This is a genomic window from Thioclava sp. F28-4 (assembly GCF_002020045.1).
Lineage (GTDB): Bacteria > Pseudomonadota > Alphaproteobacteria > Rhodobacterales > Rhodobacteraceae > Thioclava > Thioclava sediminum.
This window is the reverse complement of sequence record NZ_MPZQ01000025.1, coordinates 1-20,553: the sequence shown is the minus strand read 5'-3', so window position 1 is coordinate 20,553 and position 20,553 is coordinate 1. Positions and strand designations below refer to the sequence as shown.

At 59.3% G+C, this 20,553-nt stretch carries 18 protein-coding genes and 3 pseudogenes; 6 read left to right on the top strand and 15 right to left on the bottom strand.

Features of this window, described 5'->3' with window-relative positions; translation table 11 throughout:
• A partial coding sequence (locus BMI87_RS22380) for an integrase core domain-containing protein (protein ID WP_146681604.1) occupies positions 1–105 on the top strand: 105 nt, incomplete at its 5' end.
• Positions 106–256: 151 nt separating this feature from the next.
• Here the strand turns inward: BMI87_RS22380 and BMI87_RS21000 are convergent.
• Positions 257–1,108, bottom strand: a complete 852-nt coding sequence (locus tag BMI87_RS21000) for an IS110 family transposase (protein ID WP_246832768.1) — start codon at positions 1,106–1,108, stop codon at positions 257–259.
• A 431-nt stretch (positions 1,109–1,539) separates the two neighbouring features.
• Here BMI87_RS21000 and BMI87_RS20995 point away from each other — a divergent pair, with 431 nt between their 5' ends.
• A complete protein-coding gene (locus BMI87_RS20995) occupies positions 1,540–1,926 on the top strand; it encodes a hypothetical protein (protein ID WP_078523437.1) in 387 nt (128 codons plus the stop codon).
• Positions 1,927–2,213: 287 nt separating this feature from the next.
• Here BMI87_RS20995 and BMI87_RS20990 read toward each other — a convergent pair whose 3' ends face one another.
• The 3 genes from BMI87_RS20990 to BMI87_RS20980 all read right to left on the bottom strand — a co-directional run bounded on the left by BMI87_RS20990 (position 2,214) and on the right by BMI87_RS20980 (position 5,975).
• Positions 2,214–2,621, bottom strand: coding sequence for a hypothetical protein (locus tag BMI87_RS20990; RefSeq protein ID WP_078523436.1), 408 nt, complete (start codon positions 2,619–2,621; stop codon positions 2,214–2,216).
• A 77-nt stretch (positions 2,622–2,698) separates the two neighbouring features.
• Entirely contained in the window at positions 2,699–4,039 is a 1,341-nt protein-coding gene (locus BMI87_RS20985; protein WP_078523435.1) for a hypothetical protein, read from the bottom strand.
• Positions 4,029–5,975, bottom strand: a complete 1,947-nt coding sequence (locus BMI87_RS20980; RefSeq protein WP_078523434.1) for a hypothetical protein — start codon at positions 5,973–5,975, stop codon at positions 4,029–4,031. Before BMI87_RS20980 ends, BMI87_RS20985 begins: the two co-directional genes overlap by 11 nt.
• 477 nt (positions 5,976–6,452) lie before the next feature.
• Between BMI87_RS20980 and BMI87_RS20975 the strand changes: the two genes are divergently transcribed.
• Positions 6,453–6,638, top strand: coding sequence for a hypothetical protein (locus BMI87_RS20975; RefSeq protein WP_078523433.1), 186 nt, complete (start codon positions 6,453–6,455; stop codon positions 6,636–6,638).
• Positions 6,639–6,675: 37 nt separating this feature from the next.
• Here BMI87_RS20975 and BMI87_RS20970 read toward each other — a convergent pair whose 3' ends face one another.
• The 4 genes from BMI87_RS20970 to BMI87_RS20950 all read right to left on the bottom strand — a co-directional run bounded on the left by BMI87_RS20970 (position 6,676) and on the right by BMI87_RS20950 (position 9,878).
• Positions 6,676–7,029, bottom strand: coding sequence for an MbcA/ParS/Xre antitoxin family protein (locus tag BMI87_RS20970; protein ID WP_246832767.1), 354 nt, complete (start codon positions 7,027–7,029; stop codon positions 6,676–6,678).
• Between the two features lie 250 nt (positions 7,030–7,279).
• Positions 7,280–7,705: a hypothetical protein gene (locus tag BMI87_RS20965; protein ID WP_146681718.1), complete on the bottom strand. Its 426-nt coding sequence runs from the start codon at positions 7,703–7,705 to the stop codon at positions 7,280–7,282.
• A 239-nt stretch (positions 7,706–7,944) separates the two neighbouring features.
• Positions 7,945–8,358 (bottom strand): hypothetical protein, encoded by a 414-nt coding sequence (locus BMI87_RS20960; RefSeq protein WP_078523430.1) that lies wholly within the window; start codon positions 8,356–8,358, stop codon positions 7,945–7,947.
• Positions 8,359–9,092: 734 nt separating this feature from the next.
• Positions 9,093–9,878: a hypothetical protein gene (locus BMI87_RS20950; protein ID WP_078523428.1), complete on the bottom strand. Its 786-nt coding sequence runs from the start codon at positions 9,876–9,878 to the stop codon at positions 9,093–9,095.
• Between the two features lie 1,181 nt (positions 9,879–11,059).
• Here BMI87_RS20950 and BMI87_RS20945 point away from each other — a divergent pair.
• The 3 genes and pseudogenes from BMI87_RS20945 to BMI87_RS20935 all read left to right on the top strand — a co-directional run bounded on the left by BMI87_RS20945 (position 11,060) and on the right by BMI87_RS20935 (position 13,549).
• Complete coding sequence (locus BMI87_RS20945; protein ID WP_078523427.1) at positions 11,060–12,328, top strand: hypothetical protein; 1,269 nt, start codon at positions 11,060–11,062, stop codon at positions 12,326–12,328.
• Positions 12,329–12,414: 86 nt separating this feature from the next.
• Positions 12,415–12,702: pseudogene (locus tag BMI87_RS20940) on the top strand (integrase core domain-containing protein); the annotation flags it as partial.
• Positions 12,703–13,009: 307 nt separating this feature from the next.
• Positions 13,010–13,549: an RNA 2'-phosphotransferase gene (locus BMI87_RS20935; RefSeq protein ID WP_078523426.1), complete on the top strand. Its 540-nt coding sequence runs from the start codon at positions 13,010–13,012 to the stop codon at positions 13,547–13,549.
• A 33-nt stretch (positions 13,550–13,582) separates the two neighbouring features.
• Here the strand turns inward: BMI87_RS20935 and BMI87_RS22375 are convergent, their stop codons facing one another.
• From BMI87_RS22375 to BMI87_RS20905, 7 genes and pseudogenes are all read right to left on the bottom strand, one after another.
• Positions 13,583–13,777 (bottom strand): hypothetical protein, encoded by a 195-nt coding sequence (locus BMI87_RS22375; protein ID WP_146681717.1) that lies wholly within the window; start codon positions 13,775–13,777, stop codon positions 13,583–13,585.
• 343 nt (positions 13,778–14,120) lie between these two features.
• A pseudogene (locus tag BMI87_RS20930) lies at positions 14,121–15,316 on the bottom strand (IS3 family transposase).
• Between the two features lie 251 nt (positions 15,317–15,567).
• Positions 15,568–15,831, bottom strand: coding sequence for a helix-turn-helix transcriptional regulator (locus BMI87_RS20925; RefSeq protein ID WP_078523425.1), 264 nt, complete (start codon positions 15,829–15,831; stop codon positions 15,568–15,570).
• Between the two features lie 99 nt (positions 15,832–15,930).
• Positions 15,931–16,194, bottom strand: a complete 264-nt coding sequence (locus tag BMI87_RS20920) for a hypothetical protein (protein WP_146681716.1) — start codon at positions 16,192–16,194, stop codon at positions 15,931–15,933.
• 69 nt (positions 16,195–16,263) lie between these two features.
• Positions 16,264–16,785, bottom strand: a pseudogene (locus BMI87_RS20915) (IS5 family transposase); the annotation flags it as partial.
• Between the two features lie 288 nt (positions 16,786–17,073).
• Positions 17,074–19,404 (bottom strand): S8 family peptidase, encoded by a 2,331-nt coding sequence (locus BMI87_RS20910; protein WP_246832766.1) that lies wholly within the window; start codon positions 19,402–19,404, stop codon positions 17,074–17,076.
• Between the two features lie 4 nt (positions 19,405–19,408).
• Entirely contained in the window at positions 19,409–20,404 is a 996-nt protein-coding gene (locus tag BMI87_RS20905) for an AAA family ATPase (RefSeq protein WP_078523422.1), read from the bottom strand.
• Positions 20,405–20,553: the final 149 nt, after the last annotated feature.

Genomic DNA, 20,553 nt, shown 5'->3' with positions numbered 1-20,553 from the left:
GCTTGGCGTAGATACTACAATGAGGAACGGCCACACGGCGCGATCGGGAACAAGGCCCCGATCACGCTGACGAAATCAGGGGGCGTCACCAGCCCGTCACCCTGAGCAAAGCCGGGAAACTCTGCCTAAGGGCGGTAGAGCTCTGGGGGGCGGATCAAAATCAGGGGGCGTCACCAGCCCGTCACCCTGAGCAAAGCCGGGAAACTCTGCCTAAGGGCGGTAGAGCTCTGGGGGGCGGATCAAGTTGGCGCAGACTCTACACTACGTTGAGGGATCCCGCGGGGGGCAGGTCACCGGCTTTGGAGATGCGACCTGGGTTGTCGTGTTCGCCGGACTGGTATCGCCTCGGCGTGAGACCAAAGTGCGCGGCTACTGTGCGAGACCGTTTGAACCGATTGGGATCATCGACCGCTGCTTTGAAAGTCAGAGCAGCGATCGGGCCTACACCAGGCACCGTCATCATCCGCATGCAGACCTCGTCTTGCGACGCCGCACGCTTCACCCGTCGATCCAGTTCAAGATAATGCTGGAACAGGACGGCACGTGCATCGAGCAACGGAATGACCGCGTGCGCGAGAACTTCATCCATCTCGATCATGGGCCTCACGAGACCGTCGAAGCTACCGTGCTTGACGGTCCGGGGAAGGCGAACACCGAATATCTTCCGCAATCCACGCACTTCGTTTGCCAAGTCCATTGTTTTCTTCAGCAAGGCCTTTCTGGTGCTCAGCAGCGCCCGTAGCCCGTGCGCCTCCCGGCTCTTCATATGCACCGGGCTGAACCAACCCGTCCGCAAAATCTGGGCAATGCCCCTGGCGTCCGTCTTGTCTGTCTTGTTCCGCATCGCTGAAAGTGCGGCACTGACCTGGCGAGCTTCCATGCACACGATCTCGAAACCCATGTTTTGCAGGCCGAAGAAAAGGTGCTGGCTCAGCGCGCCAGCCTCAAAGCCGATCCGCACGATTGGGGCGCCGAACGCATTCAGGAAGTTGGCGATTTCGTCGACCTCACACGGGAGCTCTCGCTCCATGCAAACCTTGCCACGACCGTCCACAATGCAAAGCGCGCAAGACCGAAGCGACACATCCAAACCAACGAAGTATTCCATTTTCTGTCTCCCTATTCTCACAGCAATGCTGAGATATTATCGGGAGCTCGACCTTAGAGCAGGGTCAGCCCAATTACGCATGCTTTCCGCCCTTCCTCCCTCGTGACTTCAGAGGCGCCGCGGAAATCAAGCACATGCGGCGAACGGCCGGAATGTCCGCGAAGCTAACGAATGCAAGTTTCGCGCGCCTCCTGCTTTTTCTCGTGGATAAGAGGGAGAAAGTATGTCGCTTCCCGGCAATTTCGAAGGCGCCAAATAGCCGTACAATTGTGGACTGCACAGAGCGTCGACCAAACTGACCAAAGCGAGCGGCGCAACGATCATCAACCAAAAAAATCGACTGAGGCATTTCTCCTGTGACGGGACCGATCCGATGTTCTTTTCGAGCGAGGGCTTCCCGCTCTTGAACCACCTCATCTACGGAGAAAATTATGACCTTCAACTCTCAACGGCGCCTGTCGAATTCCCAAACCGCTCGCCCCAATCTGCTCGAAATCGTCATGCAGGCACTCGAGGCGACGGGCCGGGTCCCAGCCAAGCAGCCGGCTACGAATTTCCCGCGCCACTTCACTGCGGACCGGATCGACGATTTTTACGTTGAGCCGCTTGGCAACGGCTGGGTCTCCACGATTACCTTCCGAGACGTGCCCGCCGGAGAGCAGAACTGCCTCGGCTCTCCCGATGCGTTCCCGTACGACGATCCCCGGAAAGCGTTTCTTCATGGCGCGACTATTCTGTGTGAGATCGCAACCGGCTCTCGCGAGCTGCCATTTACAATGGTCGGCGACAAACTGATCGTCGCGGCTTACCAGCCCTGATACAACTTACCGAGCTCGATGACGATGGCGGTCCATACCGCCATCTCCGCATGTCTCCGAGGATCTTACGCAGCCGCCAAATCATGCGTCGAATGCTGACGGATATCTTACCGAGCCATCCAGAGAACATTTGGGCTCCAGCTTCGCGAGGAACCAACCGCGGGCTCGACTTCCGACTTCGGCGCAAAGAGTTGTATCGGTCTCACCAATGCTACGCAAAGCGGAGAGAGGCGACCTGATGTCGGCCTCTCAGGTCATCGGGTGCCGGGCACATTCACAATCGCCGATTAACGCAGCAGACCGCGCAATACGGCTCCTTCTTTCTCGGACAAACCCAAAGCTTGAATGAGCCAGTTTTCCGCATCAATCGGCGCGATGCGCACGTTGGAGTAGACGTTCCGGGTCGGCATGCCCTGTAGGAGCCAGCCTTCGACGGTTCGGACGCTGGTATCGAGGTGGCGGGCGAGACCAGACTTGGAAAGAAGCGGCACCTGGTAGGCCCGCCGATTGAGAGCGGTTGGGGTCGGCCCGCGCTCGACCGCCCAGAGCTGATCCCAAGAGGTTTTCCAATCCCCTCTCAGCCGAACCCCGGCCAGGCGACCGTCACGAAGATAGCTGCGCACCGTCGCCTCGGTGAGCGCAAAATGCGAGGCGGCAGCGGCCACGTCGAGAGCAAAGTTCTGTGCATGATCCATGCGATAGAGATTGTTCCCGAGCCCGCCGCCTCAAAACAATTTCGACAGAAATTGCGGCGCGTCACTCACCCCAATGCTTACCTTGATCGTCTGTCGCTCTGGGCATGTATCGCGCGGATCTCCATCCATTCCCTTTGCGCAGCTGTCTGCTGGGTCAGCGCCGCGTATTCAGCCCCGGCTTCTGTGCTGGAATGACCCAGCAACGCGGCAACGACTGCCGGCGCTGTCACAGGATCGTGCAGCCGCATATAGTCAGCGGACAATGTCCGGAGATCGTGAAGCGGGACACCGATCGCGGCTTTGATCTTCTCGCTCGCCCAGCTTCGGTCAAAGCCTTCCCGCTCATGCGAAAGCCAATTCTTCCCCAGGAGTTCAGTATAGCGCCGATAGGCGTGACGTAGCGGTCGACCTGCCAGAAGATGCTGATCGAGAACCCAACCGATCTCCGGCCAGAGCGTGCCGGCATCCAGCCAGACACCGGTCTTTTCCTGCTGCCACCGTAAGCGCCAAGCCCCCCAAGGCTCGCGCATTAGAGCTTCGCCGAGACGCCACGACGTAATGTCCCCGCTGCGAGGCGGAACGTTCAGCGTCACAGCAAGGATGGCCGCTGTCGCGCGGGCGGTTTCCGCTTCCGACCTCCAGTCAGCAATGGCGTCGGCCTGATCGAGACACCGAAGTATCGCCCGAACAACTTCCGCATAGCCTCCGTTGTGATAGAGCGCCTCGATACGCGACTGTTTGAGTTTCGGAATCCGCCTCGCTTCCCGAAGGAGCCCCATCTGAACGGATCGCAATCCGGCGATCGCGTCAGCATCAAGCCCGCCATGGACTGCGAGACTCACCAAACCGCCGAGATAGTTAGCGATCGTTGCAGGCCGCAGCGACTCCGCGCGAAACTTTCGCGCCATCTCCCATCCAAGCAACCAACCAATCCGCGGAGGGCAGGTCATGCTGGGCAGGAGTTCTGCGCAGCGGTTAATCGAGGCCACATGCCGGCGCAGCGTGCTCTCGGCGATCGGAGCCTCGTGCAAAGCTGGCAGCAGCATAGCCCAGTGCGCAGGCCAGCCACGCGGCTCGGCGGGGCGCCGCGGGTCCAGAGAACTGGTCGAGGCAGCTCCCGGGGATCGGGCACGGTAGTAAGCCTTGCGAAGCCCTCGTCCCTCGGCAAGGCTCATGTTGGGGGCGTAGCGCTCGAGCACCCGCAACAGCAATGCCAAGGCGGATTCATTGCGACAGGCCGCCTCAAAACTGGCTCGCGACGGGAACGTCGGATCATCCTGAGTGGCGGCCAGTAAATCGAAAAACCGCGCGACCGCAGTGATCGCGCCGCTCGGCAAATCTTCCCGGGCGGCCATCATCCGATCGCGCACTGAGGCAGGAACGCACGCCAACCGCGCCCGGGCTATATCATCGCGCATCGTGCAGTCTCCTTGTGAGTGTCTTGAAGATGTCCGGATGCTCGGCGAGGATCGCCGCGCGCGCCTCGCGTGCTGCGGCTTGCCCGTCGTCGCGTCCATAATACTTACGTGCCGTACTCTCGAGAATCCCGAGAACCGAAGAGGTGAAGGCGTGATCCCCCGGCCGGATGGCGAGGCTGAGAAGTGCCACGACGTGTCGCATTCGATGAGGTGTTTCGTGCCAACCCAGCACGTTCGAAGCGTCACGCCATAAATCGAGAAAGGCGCTGGTAGAGTAGCTGCCGCGTGGCAATGCGATTGGATCGCCTTCGTCTTGCGGCGGCAGGGCATTGCCGGGGAAAAGATAGATATTATCCGGATCCAAACCCTGCAGTTCGATCAATCTCGGGCGCCAAGTCTCAAGCCAGGCGCGGACGATTTCCGCGTCACTTCCGACAACATCCACGTTGATCCAGGCGTCATTCTTGGTCTCCCAGGGAGCGAACCGAAACGTGAGCATCGTCTGGCTCGGCGAGGACCGGAGCAGATTTGCGTGGGCCTCGCCCTTGGACGCTATCCGAGTGTGTCGCAGGCAACGTGTTCGGAGCGGCCGCGACATCTGAATCGCATACGCCACGGCACCTGCGAGGAGACGAAGTGCCGTAATTTCCCGGGACTGTTTCTTCATGCGGGTTGTATCGCCGAGCGCGCGCTCCGCAGAGCCCGCGATGCGCGTCGGCGCATTGGCCCAAACCGACGCGAGTTCCGGCCGCTGCTGCAAAGTTCCCGCAATCCGGTCGACCTCCATCATGACCGCGCTACTTTTGGACGCTTTCCGTTTTGCCCGCGGCGCGTCGTAATGTTTAGTCTTGAGAAGCGTGATCACCGCCGCGGAGCCCACGTCCCGAAACCCGCGGCGCGCCAGGGTGATGAGCCGCGTCAGCCGCGTTTTTAACGTCGTCGATTCCAGTCCGGCTTTGAGATCATACCCACTATCGGATCGTTCGAGCTGCTGCGTGATCGCCGCCCTGATCGTCTGTAGCTCGAAGAGCTCGCGCACGTCTTGAAGATCCGCGGCATCGCGGCCACTGTCTTCCCACGCGCGGACCAACCAAGCGACCGCTTCACGGTACCCAGTGCGCGCCGCGGTCGGCTTTCCCGAATCCCGACCGCCCTGCTGCGCCAGAAGATCTGCTTCCGCCGCAACTTTCTCAGGGTCTTCCCCAGCCTCAATACGAGCGAGCATCGCGTCAGCTCTATTTTCGCTATCCGCGAGACAGGCATCTGCAAGTGTCTCGAAGGAAATCTTGAACTCTTCCGGCAACGCATCCCAGTCGATCCGTCGCGCTCGGGCCGATCCGGGTGGCAAACGCAACTCCGTCGCAGGTAGGTACGCCTGAATGGCCGGCAATGTTTCCACGTCTTTCGTGAGAGAATTCAGGAATGCGACTGACTTACGCAGGCTTTTACGGTCCTTCGCGGAAACCTCCTGGCCAATACGATCTATTTCGCTCTGGCTTAGTTCTTCTGGGGCACATCGTGCCCGCGCCCGAAGGATCACGAGGCTACGATGGCGCCCCGTATTCCACAGCGCGCCAGAGCCGGGCACTCCTTCTTCGGCTTCAATCAGTGCCATCAACTGCGAATAGCGTTGCCGGTGCGCCGGCGTCGGAGCTGGCAAGACTGCCAATGCCTGCAGGAACCGCCGCAACGCAGCGCGGATTCGGGAATCCGCCCGGCGCCCGTTTTGTTTCATGTTTTGCGCGCGGCTGATCAGTGCATACCCGTGCCCGGCGACGGTGGTCTCAAAGAAGTGCATGTCGGCAGGCAAGGTGACGATGTCATGATCGAGCATGCCGAGCCGCGCCGGGACATACTGAATCGCCCGGATCGTGTCCGCCCCCTCCCCTTTCGCGATTGCCCAATCCAGAAGGTCACGGAAAGTATGTTGAGTCATTTTCATATCTCCTGAGTTTAGGCCCCTGCACGGCCCCTCAAGTCGAGGGGGCCGGGCAGAGGCCGAACTGGAGATAGTGAAAGACCGCCTTTCATCTGAAATCGGGCGGCAGATTTCCTGATGATTAGGGACCGAGCCTCGGATCACATCTTCCGACAAGCCTCTCTCGGACCTCACGCCTCTTCCAGCAACACATCCGTGGTCTCAGAGCGGCGACGGCAAGGCGCGTCCGGCCCCTCGCTCTCATAGGCGATGGGGACGGGGGAAGCCCAAAGGCTGCAGCAGCCCAAATCTATCGGGCTGAAGATCTACGTGATAAGATCACGGCTGGAATAGCTCGCCGGCGCACAAATCTGGATCGTTTCAAGGGAACGAAAGTCCGGCGTAGCCGCGAGCCTGATTGCGATTGCCTAAACCAGTCTGCCCCACGAAATGTGAGATGCGCCTGGTACTGGGCGGATCATCGGACGTGTCAAAGTGGCGAAGGCGGTGAAGCAAAATATCGACCCAGAGAAGATCGCCGCCTTGCTCGCCGGCGAGATGCAGACGGACGAGCTTACCTCTCACGAAAAGCGCGCATGGTTAGATCGCTTCACCGATATCATGGGGGGAACCCTGCCCGGAGGAAGTGACCATTTTCGCCGCGCGCGCGGACCGAGATAACCGCAGATGAGAGCGGCGACCTCCTGAAGAAGCTCGCTCAGCTGTAGACGCCAGCGTCAACAGCATCGATGTAGTCGATCACCTCGGCCGCGCGTCCTTGCAACACAAGCTGCATCGGCGTCGATCCCGAAAAGCCCGGCAGCGGCTCAGCGCGATACCAAGCGTAGGCAGCGCTTGGAGTGCCGAAGCGGGGCACGACACGGTCCAAGATCTCAAGCATTTCGTGCAGGCGACGTGGCGTGCTTGCGCGGCCAGCGTCTTCAGAAGGTGCAAGCGCATCCCGGTCGAGACCAGCGGCCTTCGCGATATCTTCTTCGGACGTACCCAGCTTCGCCGCAACCAGACCCAAATCTATCCGATCGTCACGCATGCACTCGCTCAGCAAGCTCACTTTTTCTTCCCGTTGTTTTCGCGCTCCTCGACCCAGCCATTGGGTACAGGGTAGTCTTGTACGGCCTGTGCCATGTTCAAGCCTCCGTTGCTGCAACGATGGTAGTGTCGGGACGACTTCAAAACAACTCGTCTGACCCTAACAGCCCGCAATTGATGGTACATTGGTACCAGTTCCTCTGCGTCGCCCCCATGGCCAGAATTGGCCATCTCAAACCAACATGGCCCTGACTGTCATCGGGGCACGGCCTTCATTCATCACCACTCTGCGTTCCTTCGCGACTGGCTAACGGCTCAGCAGCCTTGCGCAGGACTCTTTCGATTTCGGCAAAGGCGTGAAGGCGTGCATGGTTCGATTTGTTTTGCACGCGGCCGAAGATCGAGAAAACATCCCGACCTTCGGGCTTGAGCGCGTAGCCGAGCGCGCGAAACGCCGCCTCTGCCTCGCGCCGGATCATAGGACGGGTCTCATCATCGGAAACGAGCGGAACAACATGGGCTATCGCATTGTCGCTGCACGAATAGTGCCGCTGCACTTCGAGAGCGGTGAGTGAGCCGGGGTGTTTGATTTCGATCCAGCATGCGATCTGGGTGGTGTCATTCTCGAGTTGCTGCGCCGCTGCCCTCGTACTTGCCATCGCGGCCTGCATGGCGGGTGAGCGAGAGAGACCGGTCATATTTCATTATCCTTTTCTTACACTTGACGGTGCCGCCCGTTTTGTTCGCACAGCAGCGGACACTCAGAGGAGGTCTCCTCGCCTAAGTCCGAACCTGATCGTTTCCCACACAAACTATAGTTTGTGTGGGAACGAGCGTGCACCGGCCTGCTTGGTCGAGAAGTTGAGCGCCATCTTCCAGTTGGCGTTCATCCGGTTCAGTCATGCCGACCGCCGTGACTCCGGCGGCCGGCTTCCTTTCATACGCTTTCGATGATCCTGGATCGTATCTGCTCCAGCCGTTCGTTGCGGCTTGCGCACGCGAGCGCCGCGAGTTGACGCGCCGATCGCGCGTCGCAGGTGCTGAGAACGAGAAGCAACTCCGCGAGCGTCCGGCGGACCACGAGCGTGCCGCCCCGGTCCGTCAGCTGGAGACCATCATCTGCGAGAGTGTAAGACTGGCGGGATAGCTCCAGGGTCACGAGATCGACGACGGCATATTCGAGAGCGGCCGCACGAAGCGCCCCTTTTGGTGAGAGGGCGCACGCCGTCAGCCAAGTCTTCAGCCGCTCGACCCAGACCGCTTCATGTGCGTGCGCAAGCAGTGGCTTCAGACTGGTCAGATTGCGTTGACCGAATCCTTTGATCGCATCGAGTTTGTCACGATTGTGCATAGAATTACCTTCCTATCTTGAGGCATCGCACCCGGCTTCTGATCCGGGAGGGATCCGCGGGCGCCATGCGCGATGCCCGCGGAACCAACCGGATCAGAGCCTGTACGCGGGGCCGCGCCCGGAACCGCTCAGACCTGGCATGGCTTCCCCCCCCGGCGACGGCGATCGCCTCGGCGCGGGTGCAATCCACGGCGCTCCGCTTCGATCCTGCGTTCCGCGGTCGGCCAGCTGGCTTCAATCCGCGCAAAGAGGTCGTCTTGACGACGTCGCAGAGCTTCGGTGAGACGCCCGAGGACCGGGGTTCCGGCGGCATGCGGCACAATACGTGGGTCCGATCGCGGGACCCGCACGCGACGCGCAAGCACGAACCGGCTCGCTTTATCGAGACCGCACTCGGCGAACTCGGCAGTCACACGCAGTTCGAAGCCGACATTCGCGCGCGAGCGAGAGGTTGTGCCGTATGCAAGCAGGACTTCGTCTTCTGTCGCCTCGAGAACGAGGCATGGTCGCGCATACGGCGCCATTCCCTCGGAATGCGGGAACCGGAATGAAACAATATCGCCCGGGAGAACGGGCTCAGTCGAAAGCAAAGACATGGAAAACTCCTCTAAGCTGGCACGGAAAGCGTGCCGATGCGGTGGCCCGCCAGCACCGCATCGGCGCGCCTGCGCCGGCTTTTCTGCTCTTCGGGATGGGCCTGAGGCTTGCAGCGGTACCTGTCGCCGGGCCGCTTACTAGCCGCGGGGCGGAGGGCCTGGGACGACCCCCGGCAAATGGCTGAAGTCGAACGATTTCGGGTCGATCGTCTGGCGGCCAGACGCGTCAATCAGCGTCACTTTCGCGCCAGCTGGATATTTGCGGATCGCCGAAATCCACCATGTTGTTTGAGCGTGGCAAGCTCTGCATTCGACATGATGCAGATTGTAGTCACGTTTGTCGCGCGTCTCGATGACCAGCAACGTCACACCAGTCATCTTCGCAATTCGGCTCAATGACGCCATGTGCTTGCCGCGTAGACGGCTCCATTTCATCGACGAAGGGCCATAGAATTTCGGAGCCTTACCTTTGAAGACATGTCGGATCACGATGAGATAGTTGAGATCGTCGAGGCTCCGACAGTCTCCGACTTCGGCAAGATCGAGGAGCGTGTAATAGTCGTATATCCGAGCAGCCATTAGCCGTTGAGCGAGGCCGGAAAACTGCCATGCTAGTATTCTGTTGCGTTCAATGAGGCGGATGTCATCGAACAAGTCCGTCGTCTTCGCTTCTGCAACTAGCCGATGCAGCGACGCCGCGCTGTTTTCGCGGTACGGGCCTACGACCGTGCGTAGCCGAGTCCCCTCAAGCCATGTTCTGGCGATGCTCGGGGTCTCAATCGCATCACGGAACCAGAGTTCTTGTACGTCCTGATGATGAAGCATGGCGATGATCAGCTTGAGAGAAGCAAGACTCAGCCCCGCGTTCATAAGATGATCGATAAGCACCTGCGCGATCTGAATTTTTCCGTTGTCGGCCGGCATGTCTGCTCCTCTTTCGATGACTATCGATGAACAGATGTGCCTTTTCCGAAGCGCACGGAAATCGCGAGAGCGGCTCACTTCGGTGCTCGACCAACCCGTTTTTTCTGTTTCGCAAACCCGTTCGTGATGTGGCAGCCCCTGAGAACATCGGCCTCCTGCCCCGCTTCTGATCAGCACCACCCCGGATCTGAACCTGTGGATTTTACGTAGGTGATTGATTTCAAGCGGAATATGTCTGCTAGAAATAATAGAACTTAGAAGAAATCCCAGAAATCACCAGAAATCCCGTACGATTTTGGGGGATCTGTTTTGGTCACACCAGGCCCCAGCCGCTCGCGAACAGTTCGCAGACTGGGCACCGGCGGAAACGTGGAAGGTTTCGTATGAGAAGGTCCTTGGCCGACCAAGTTTGTGTGCCGCTTTAAACATTCCAGATCCCCCTTGCCGCCAGTGCGTATATTGCGATTGAGAGGAGAGGCTCTGGGAGCGCTCATGCGAGCGCGTCCCTGTCTGAGGCGGACGCGGCGAGCCGACACCCCCGTCCCATGAGTGCGGCTCTAAATCGATCGAATAAGCGCGCGCGGATCCAGCTTTCTAGATCCGCGACGTCATGCGGATTTCTGACTGAGCGCCTGCATTCTCGCGGGCCAAGGAAGCGGGGTGCGCGACGCTCGGTCGGGCCGTTGCGCGCGCGTCGCGGTCAAAGTTTACTTTCTGACTTCCCCCTGCGGCGCCAGCGTCGGCCCCGCTCAAATGCCGTTCCGCTCGGCTGCCTGCCGAGCGGTCTCGCTGTGCCACGAACCGCTGATCAGCCCCATGGCTGCCGATTGCCGCGTGATGGGCAGGTCAGTTGCACGAAAGGCGCGGTGCCGGCCGCGTTACGCGCAAACCGCGGGTCCGCAGTCGGAATACTCTTCGGAGACACGCAGCTCGTAGCCGGCATTCGCCCGTTCGTTTAGCCAAATATGGCTGACGCAACGTCATCTTCTCATCGGTTTCCGGCACCCCACGATCGATCGCATCTCCTCTTCAGCGGGGGGAACGCCCCGCCTCAACGTCACCGAGGATCACCCCATGACACAGCCCATGCCCTGCCTCCTGCCCTTCAGGCAAAGTTCGCTGCGGAAAGTAACTCCGCCGCGCGATGAACAGTCTCGGTCAGTACCACGGGGAGATGTAGGATGACCCTGCTGCCCATCACGACTGTCCCACGCCTCTACGAAGACCAAACGCTCCAGGTCATCGAAGGTCTCATCGGTGGAGCCCCATACGATCAGGCAAGTGACCCTTTCGCCAGCGTACTTATCGACCCAGCAGACTGGAGCTCCCTGTACAAGGCGCCCCGTGTCCTGACGCCTGGTATCACGGCTGAGAGAGCCTCGGCACTCGCGCGAGCGGTTACATCGGACAATACCCTGCTTTCGGTTATCCTGCCCAGAGCCAAGAGCATGGAGCGGGCCTGCCGCGGCCTGGGGCCGATCGAGGTGGTCTACTTCCCTGACGCCCTCGGCATCCTGCACCAAGGTGGCGGAACGCTACTTGAGGATGACACGATCCGGTCGGCCACGGCGAGAATGTGTCTCGTGACGCGTGATATTCATTGCCCGAAGGATCTTGTCCGTCGCAACGACCCTTTCGAAAGAACTGTCCGGCGTTGGCTCGACCATCTTCATGCCGCGTCAGTCTGCTGCGAGGGCCTGAAGCTCCCGAGGGTCGAGCAGCTCTGGCGCCAAACCAATCGGCGTCGAGCTCGACGGCACGCTCAACCCGAAGGTGGTCTGTCCGACCCCGCTCTTCGGTCTACCCAGTGGACCAATCACTTTTCCAAAGAGCCGGCCCGCCTTTCAGCCCTCCCACTGACGGGGCCTCTGCCGCACACCCCACATCTCGTTCAACCGGAGTCCGCCCGCCCCGGTGACCTTATCGGGGTATTTGGGGGTATCCACAATTCGACGGGCCAGAGCTTCAACACTCTATCGACTATCGAAGTCGCCTATCAACAGGGCGCACTCGAACCGGAAGTCATCTTCGATGACCAGCTGTCCGTTTTCAACGCCGCGGCGTTCCGCGAGATCACCGCCGTCCCCTTCGCCGGACTGAATCATCACCGCATCGTGCATCAAGCCCGAATGGTCGAGAAATGGACACCATACACGATACACCTGGTCCAGTTCGCCGATGCACTCCTCTACGTACACCCCCACTGGATCCACGGCATCTGGGGCTGGCGTGAAGATCACTCCGAGCTTTGCCCCCTGGTGATTCTGATGGAGAGTGCAAAGTCGCGGGAAGAAGGCGAGCGATGCATCGAAAAGGCAATGCGCTACATCGGGCTGTTCCACTCGCTTCTTCCGCAGTACGAACGAGCCAGCGTGCACATGAACATCGAACGGCCCCGCCCTGAGGACTTCTTCTGCCATGACGCTGAGCACGATTCAGTCGTGCTATAGTCTGGAGGCTCTACTGCTGCGCGATGGGACGGCTCCGCGCGCGGCTTTAGCCTTGAAAAACGGCCGGCTTCCTGACGTGCTACAGCAGTGAGTTCATCTCCCGGGATCTCGATCTCTGGGCCTATGCCAACGACGTCATTCTGGACTTCTCGCGGCCCGGCAAACCCACCGACAATGGGTTCATCGAGGCGTTCAACAGCAAGCTCAGGGCCGAGTGCCTGAATGCCCACTGGTTCATGAGCCTTGCCGACGCCCGCGAAAAGCTGGAGGATTGGCGTCGACACTACAACGAGGACCGACCTCACAGCGCGATCGGATACAACGTCCCGATCGCCATGCATTTTCCCGATGGCGCAGCCAGCCCGCCATCGTGATCAGAGCCGGGAAATTCCAGCTTCCGGTGATCCAACCTTGGGGAGCAGTGCAGAGGGACCAGCAGGAGGCAGGTCAAAAGATGCAAAATCCGGCTCGCGAATTTGTAGTTACCGACAAAATGAAGATTTGTCTGTAACGCTATCAGGTTCGCTGCTGGCGCATCACTTCCGATGGTGCGCGACCATCTATAGTGAGCGCTTGCCTGCAATCGACGTTGCTTTCTAACCGGCGATAGCGTGTTTTCGTTTCGTGAATGTGCATATGACAGGATATACGCTCGAACTCATAGCAAAGAGGTCGAGTCACATGAGCCGAGAGAGCAAGTTTCTCGCGCGAATACTGCGCCACGCGCCGGAAGACATCGGTGTGACGCTCGATGCTGAGGGTTGGGTGCGCATTGACCTACTGCTTCGAGCGATGAAAAAAGCGGGTCGCGGCATGAGCCGCGCGCAACTCGAAGATCTCGTCGAGACGAATGACAAGCGTCGTTTCACTATTCAAAGAGATAAGATTCGGGCTGCCCAAGGCCACTCGATTCCAGTTGACTTAGGTCTACAGCCGCTTTTGCCGCCAGAGTTCCTATATCACGGCACCGCATCTCAAAGCCTCGATGCGATCTTCGCATCCGGGCTGATTCCCGGGGGGCGCCGACACGTACATTTGTCGGGCGATCCGTCGACGGCAGCCGGCGTCGGTAAGAGGCATGGAAAGCCAACGGTTCTGCAGGTAGAAGCTGGCAGAATGCATGGTGATGGCTACGTGTTCTGCCGCGCCGATAACGGGGTATGGCTGACCGACCGTGTGCCGTCCGAGTATCTTCGTTTTGGCGTTCGAAGCGTCGGCTAATCTCAACGTAATTCGCTCTGAAAAGATCAGCGCTTAGTAATGAGAAGCTAATTTCTGCATGCGAGCGGAAGAGCCGAGAAGTTTAATCTTTCGCCGACCGCCGCCGTTCTCGTGCGCGAGTTTAGCTGCGGAAACGACGCCTGAGCGGATATCGCGCTCATCCTTGGCACGCGCGGCGGCTTTTTCAGCAGCGCGCTTTTCGAATGAAAAGTGCTTCTCAGACTTCATAGCGTACCCCTTGAGACATTCTCGAATGCAGTAAAATCGTCAAAAAATCAAGAAGACCTTACATCTCAGCCTAAGTTAGAGCGGGTTTGCAGCATGGTATCGGTCGGCGCGTTCCCCACTGACACATGCAAAGTTACCCGGCCGGAGTGCCCTCTGCTGTAAGCTTGGACAGGGTACTCGCGAGATCCGAAAGACGGATGGGCCTTCCGCGACTGATTTCACCCACTCGCTTTGCGCTGATAGTCTGGACGTTTGCAGCCTCCAGCGTCACAGAGAATGAATAGCCCCGTGTATCGTGGACACCTTCGTGTCTCAGTTTCTGCTGCCGCTCGAAGTCGACGGGCTACAGTATTCCGTTCCGGGCGTGCTTGCGCTTTGGATTGTAGAACATCTCGATGTAGTTGGACACATCCTGCTTGGCTTCTTTGCGTGTTCGGTAGGTCCGTCGTCTGATCCGCTCACGCTTCAGCAGGTTAAAGAAGCTCTCAGCGACCGCGTTGTCATGGCAGTTTCCGCGGCGGCTCATCGAGTGCTCCAGATTGTGGGCCCGAAGGAACGCTGCCCTGTCCATGCTGGTGAATTGGCTGCCCTGGTCCGAATGGATCAGAACCTTTTCCCTGGGCTTTCTCCGCCATGTCGCCGTGAGCAGCGCTTGCAGGACAACTTCGGTCGTCTGGCGGCTTTGCATCGCCCATCCAACGACACGACGCGAGATGGAGGAGGATCAGAAAACGATCCGGGGAATCGTTTTCCTGACGACCATCGATGACAACGGCGAGATAGGCGAAGCCTTCCTGCGTGCGGATATAGGTGATGTCACTCGTCCATTGTTCTTGAACCAATGGCGAACAAGGCCTCGTCCCAGACGCTGTCCGGTGTCGCCACGTCAAACCGCCGGTCCAGTGTGTTGTCGACGACCACCGAGGGCTTGCCGCCATACTTCCCCGGTCGACGCTTGTAACCGATCTGCGCCTTGATGCCGGCCAGCTTGGTCAGGCGGGCAACACGGTTCAGGCAGACGCTTTCGCCTTGCTCGAGAAGGTCGTCATGCAGTTTGCGGTGACCGTAGACCTTGCCACTTTCCACCCATGCCTCCTTCAGCAGAGCAATCTGCCGCTCGTCTTCTTGAGCTCGCTTGCTCAGCGGGGCCTTCAGCCACGCGTAGAAGCCACTCGGCTGAACACGTAAGCAGCGACACATCGCCCGAATAGAGAACTGCCCGCGATGCTCGGCCACGAACGCGTATCTCACTTGGCATCCCTGACGAAATACGCAGTCGCCTTTTTTAAGAATGTCCCGCTCCTCCGTCACTCTCAGGAGCTCACGCTTGAGCCGTCGGATCTCGGCATCCTTCTCAGCGTTGTCGGATGACGCCTTCGCGAACGTCTTCTTCCAGGAGTAGAGAGAGTATTGGCTCACGCCCAAGCGCTCGGCCACCTCCCTGACCGGGTAGCCCCTCTCCGTGATCTGCGCGACGGCATCTCTTTTGAAATCGTCGCTGAACGCGGGTCGCTGCTCATCATGGCCTCCTTGCCTCAAAATGAGCAAAGAAGGCGTCTACGATACACGGGGCCATTCAATACGCCCAAGGGTTGATCTCGGGAGACTTGGCCAAACTGCAGGCGGGAATCTGGTTTAAAGGTGGCTTTCCGCGACGGATCGGTATCAAGGTGGTAGAGGAATGTCCGCCAGGTCGTTCTTCAAAAGACGCGCCTTCGTCTACAAAGTTGGGCTCGGGCACCGATAGAAGTCCCCTGCGCAATCAACGCATTATGAAGCGAAATCGCGTTTCAGCCTGCTGACGGGTGAATCTGAAGTGCCGCTCGATATAACGCGACATCGGCCGGTTCCGGCATCGTACCGGCGAGTGCTTCGCACGCTTCAACGGTCTTGAGGGTCAAACCCGACCGGACCGCCACTTGTTCTTGAGTCAGGTTCGCGGCATCGCGCAGCGCGCGTAGTTGCATGGCGAGATCGATTTTTGCGCGAAATTCGATCTCGCGCTCCGCGATCTCGGGGCGCGCTCCAAGCATCTTGTCTCGAAAGCTTTTCATCTGTTTATCTTAGCACGATTTGGGGTTTCTTGGGAGACCTGACCCGCCACAAGATTCTTTTCCTCCAACAGCGATGACAGTCCGGCCCATCTTAGCTGATTAGCGGGAAAGGGACCCGGCACGGCGATCCTCCAGCGCCTCCAAAAAGGCGAACAGCAGTCCGACCTGCTCCTCGGTGATGAGCGAACCTGACGCCAGAATCGGCGATATAGCGTCGATTTCTGTGGGCGCCATCAGATGCTCCCCACCCTCGGCATAGGCGCGCGCGAAGCGATAGGGATCGAGATGCTGCCGGATCGCGACTACGAGCGTGTCGGCTTGGCCGTTGTGAAAATAAGGCGCCGTGAGCGTCACGTTCCGCAAGGGCGGCGTCCGGAAAAGAAACCGATCCTCCGCCATACCGGTGGCATAGAAGCAACCTAGGGTCAGGATTCATAACCAGTAGATGACGAGAGCTGCCACGACGATGGCGGAGAAGAAAACCTTCGGAGATCGGTCATAGAGGGTCGCCACACGCCTCCAGTCTTTTGAGTTTGCTGAACATTATCTCGACCCGGTTAAGGCGCTTGTAACGGCGTTTGTCATATTTGCTGGGCGTCTTGCGTTGCTTCCGGTCCGGGATGCAGGCGCGTATCCCTTTGTCTTGCAACGCGTCTCGGAACCAAACGGCGTCATAGCAGCGGTCCCCGACCAACCCGTCGACCTTGGGTAGGCTGCTCAGTAGCGCCCGCGCACCGATGTAGTCGCTGACCTGCCCAGCGGTGACGAACAGGCTGAGCGGTCGCCCTTGGCTGTCGCAGATGGCATGCAGTTTGGTATTCATGCCGCCCTTGGTTCCCCCGGTCAGGCGACCGCGCCCACCTTTTTCGCGGCCAGGCTGGTCGCGGTGCGGTGTGCCTTCAGGTAGGTCGCGTCGATCATCACGGCCTTTTTCTCTCCGTGTTCGGCAGCCAGGCAGCACTCGGTGCCCATAATATTGCGCACTATTTGCGCAATATTATGGGCGCTTTTCCCATAACGTTGCGCTTTCAAAATGAGCGCTCAGTAGAGATTTCTGTTAAATAGACTGTAGCGATTTATTGTTTCTGGAGAAAGAAAAATGAACCCATATTGGCTAATTTCCGTTCTGGTCGTTCGATGCATGCCCTGGGTGGAAAGCGGCCGTTCGCTGGGGACCGCACCAACGTCAGATATTACGAGAAAGCAATACCTGCGTCAGAGCATCTCAAACCTCTTTGGACTTTATGTCCGAACGCGCTGTCTCAGTCTCGCGTAGAGCTGAATAGCTGGCTGATGTTCGAGCTCGACAACGAGCGCGAAATTCTGTGCAACTTCTTGGGGTTCGGCCCAGCCACCAATACAGCGGACTACGAGGTAATACTCGTCCCCGTAGTCGGTTGTGTCTTGAACGTAGGTCTTCGCAGCCGTCTGCAATGTCTCACCGTCCCGGCTATTCGGTCCCGGCTGCAAGTCGCACTTGAACCTGTTTGGTATGTCCGGGGGGTCGCCTTCCTCTGCCGCTCTTGTACGAAAATGAGAAAATACGTCGGCAGAAGTACATCCACGCAGAAGCCGGAAATTCATCTTCGTGCCTATGTATTCGGCGCGTGTTCGTCGGACCGGAGGGTCGAATGCCAGAGAGACACGGATCGTGCGCCGGCCGTTCCCTTGAAACTCGGGCGGCACCGGCACGCGGTACACAGCGAAATGGTTAATACTGAGACGGTCTTCAGCATACAACACCACCCGGTGATCGTCGGAATAGGCCGCCCGCAGCGTGTCCACCATCCCGTGGCCACAGATGCGTTCCCGGTCGGCAGCGTCCATGCCTGCCAGACGGCGGGCGCACGCGTCGGGAACGCTGGCGGCCCCCGCAAGAAGTGCTCGGATCAGGTTCGCGGACGCCGTAGGGAACAGCCGCAGAAGCTCGGCGGCTTTATTGGCGAGCATCGGAGCGGCATAAGACGTGCCCTTCCCGCTCGTCAGGAGCTGCCTGGTGAATTCGTGGTTCAGCGTGATGACACCGGCTTCCGGAATTTGCGGGGCCGACTGTAGACTGGCGGAGGGCGCGTCGAAAACCAGTGTGCCGCCGATATCTGCGAAATCGGGTTTCCTGACACCCCCCGCGCCGGGCCCCGAGCGGGAAAAGGGAGACGGCTCGAGTGCTTCGGTTATCACGCGGACATGGGCATCGAGTTCATGCTTGGACCCGAGGCCCGTCCCGTTGGCCAGTGACCCGACCGTGATGACATTGCTGGCTCCTGCGGGTTCGCAGAGCCGGTTCGCCGTTTCCAGCAGATACGCCGGATATTCAGTGACTGCCTGCTCGACAGATGATCCGCCCCGTGGAGATCGGTTGCCGGCGGATACGACGATCAGAACATCAAGTTCGCGTGCCAGTTCATCGAGTGTCGCGGCCCAGGGGCCGACCCGCCCAAGTTCGTTGCGCGCGCGAACATCGCCGAGCGAGATCACGAATAGGCGGCAGTTGTGGGCCCGGTGAAGTTGGGTAATCGCCTCACGCATCTGTCGTGGAAGTGTCCGGCGTTCGAAAAAAGCACCATTGTCCTGTACCACCTTCGCGGACACCAGCTGCCCGGCGGGCTGCAGCTTTCCGTCCCGTAGCCGGTCCCGTAGGTCGCCGAACAGTGCAACGCCGCCGACCCGCGTGCCATGCCCCAAGATATCGGCGGTTCCGAGTTCTGTCGGAAAAGCCGCTCGTCCGGCGACGACCCTTTCGAGGAACGGATGTTCGTTGAGGCCGCTATCCAAGACGCCGATGATTGGCGCGCCGGCCGCCGGCGGCAAAATTTCGGGCGCGTCCTCGAGTGTCATCTGTACGAAGTCAGAGGCCTCCAGATCCGGCTCCGGCGGAAGGTCGATAAATGCCACCTCAGGCACGTTCAGCAGCGGTCGCAGCACTCGTCCGGGAGCTCGCACCCGCATCATCGTGATTGACGGGCCTATGTATACATCGAAGACTTCCGCTTCGCTGCCAGTAATGAAGTCCTCGATTTCACGGGCCTTCCGTTCCCGTGCGGGCCGCGCACCGAAGTCCCAGAGCTCGATATCGACCGTGTAGACATCCTCGGTTGCCAGATCCGCCGCTTCGGTGAGCCCCGCTTCCCTCAGACGAATACCAAGCCGGTCTCGAGGCGTGAGTGTGCCTACGTCCTCGATCCTCGTGACAAACCCCTCATAGCGTCTACCCCGCTGACCTTCTGGGACGGGCCCGTCGTAGGCGTCGAGGCGGTGTAGAAAGGCCGAAAGATCGCCCTCGGAAGAGAATAGGACAATGTTACGGTCTTCGTCGCTCGAAAGAAGGGTCAGGCCAAGTGCCTCCCAGTTATCTTCGAGCAGCATTCCCTCCATCCTCACCCGAAGGATCAGCGAGGGGTCAATAAATTGAGGCGGTCGGCTTTCTTGCTGGGTCCGGACGGCATCTTCGACCTGCTGACGCACGCGCCTGCCATAGCCGCCGCCGCGCGATGGCGTCGGGCCGGGAAACCCAGTTTTCCGACGTTCCATTGTTTCGGGCAGCCGCAGTAGAGGCAGATGCTGATGGCGCGGCACGGGGTTACTCCTTGGTCTGCGCTTTCAGCTTCTGTTTGCGAGTCAGCCGTCGCTTGGCATCACGCATCGCTTCACGGAAATCCTTGTCCGAGACCGCCTTGTTGCCACCGAGGACTGACAGCTTCATTGCCTGAACACAGATCCTTTCAAGGTCTGCGTAGGAATACCCTTGTAGCTGTTCGGCGTACCCGACCGGATCGAACGAGGTTCGGACGTTGCGGAAAGCATGAGCCAAGTACTTGCGCACCATCGACACATCCGGCGCATCGAACCAGACAATCTCGTCGAACCTTCGCCACACGGCTGGATCGAGATGTCCGTCGAGATTGGTCGCCGCGATCAGGAAACCTCCCGGCTGAATCTGTTCAATGAAGATCAGCAGGCTGTTGACCACACGCCGGAGCTCGCTGTGTTCGCCAGCTTCCTCGCGGGAGCGCGCAATCGCATCGAACTCGTCGAAAAACAGCACACAGGGCTGCCTGCGAGCGAATTCAAACGTCTTGCGAATATTAGTCGCAGTCTCACCCAGATAGGAGGAGATCAGGCTGTCGAGTCGGACATGAAAGAAAGGAAGTCCGAGTTCATTGGCGAATACCTCGGCGCAAAGGGTCTTGCCCGTGCCCGGCGGCCCGCAGAACAAAAGCTTAGATCGCACCGGAAGCCCGTGACGTCTGATCCGGTCAGCCTGCCGGAATTCCCGGATCAATCCCAGAAAGAGCTCAGTGTTCTCCGGGGAGAGCAGGATATCCTGTGGACCATGCGCCGGTTCCACGCGCTGGATGAAGTCATTCGCCTCGTCAGGAAACGGTACCAGGCGCGAAAGTCCGCCGGCCGGTCGCATGGCTACACCGATATTGTCCAGCGTCTTGCGCAAACTGCGGGCCAGCACGCGGTTGTTCTTCTTCTCCTCCTCGGAGATTATTTGCTCGACAACCGCGCGGAACTCTTCCTCGTGGCCGTAACTCGCAAGCATTTTTTTGATCAATTCACCGCGTGCCATGCTCGCCCCGTCTTTTTGGCGAGCTTACCTGCATTGCGCTCTTCTTACCAGCATGGATGCAGTTGGGCGTAGCCTTAGGGTCAGGATGCATTGATTTCTGTTGCGTCGCGTGATTCACGGCTCCGAAAACGGAGCGGTGACGTGAGCGA

Coding starts and splice junctions, on each gene's coding strand:
- BMI87_RS21000 (WP_246832768.1), bottom strand. CDS start 1,108: ATGGAATACTTCGTTGGTTTGGATGTGTCGCTTCGGTCTTGCGCGCTT.
- BMI87_RS20995 (WP_078523437.1), top strand. CDS start 1,540: ATGACCTTCAACTCTCAACGGCGCCTGTCGAATTCCCAAACCGCTCGC.
- BMI87_RS20990 (WP_078523436.1), bottom strand. CDS start 2,621: ATGGATCATGCACAGAACTTTGCTCTCGACGTGGCCGCTGCCGCCTCG.
- BMI87_RS20985 (WP_078523435.1), bottom strand. CDS start 4,039: ATGCGCGATGATATAGCCCGGGCGCGGTTGGCGTGCGTTCCTGCCTCA.
- BMI87_RS20980 (WP_078523434.1), bottom strand. CDS start 5,975: ATGACTCAACATACTTTCCGTGACCTTCTGGATTGGGCAATCGCGAAA.
- BMI87_RS20965 (WP_146681718.1), bottom strand. CDS start 7,705: ATGACCGGTCTCTCTCGCTCACCCGCCATGCAGGCCGCGATGGCAAGT.
- BMI87_RS20960 (WP_078523430.1), bottom strand. CDS start 8,358: ATGCACAATCGTGACAAACTCGATGCGATCAAAGGATTCGGTCAACGC.
- BMI87_RS20950 (WP_078523428.1), bottom strand. CDS start 9,878: ATGCCGGCCGACAACGGAAAAATTCAGATCGCGCAGGTGCTTATCGAT.
- BMI87_RS20945 (WP_078523427.1), top strand. CDS start 11,060: ATGACCCTGCTGCCCATCACGACTGTCCCACGCCTCTACGAAGACCAA.
- BMI87_RS20935 (WP_078523426.1), top strand. CDS start 13,010: ATGAGCCGAGAGAGCAAGTTTCTCGCGCGAATACTGCGCCACGCGCCG.
- BMI87_RS22375 (WP_146681717.1), bottom strand. CDS start 13,777: ATGAAGTCTGAGAAGCACTTTTCATTCGAAAAGCGCGCTGCTGAAAAA.
- BMI87_RS20925 (WP_078523425.1), bottom strand. CDS start 15,831: ATGAAAAGCTTTCGAGACAAGATGCTTGGAGCGCGCCCCGAGATCGCG.
- BMI87_RS20905 (WP_078523422.1), bottom strand. CDS start 20,404: ATGGCACGCGGTGAATTGATCAAAAAAATGCTTGCGAGTTACGGCCAC.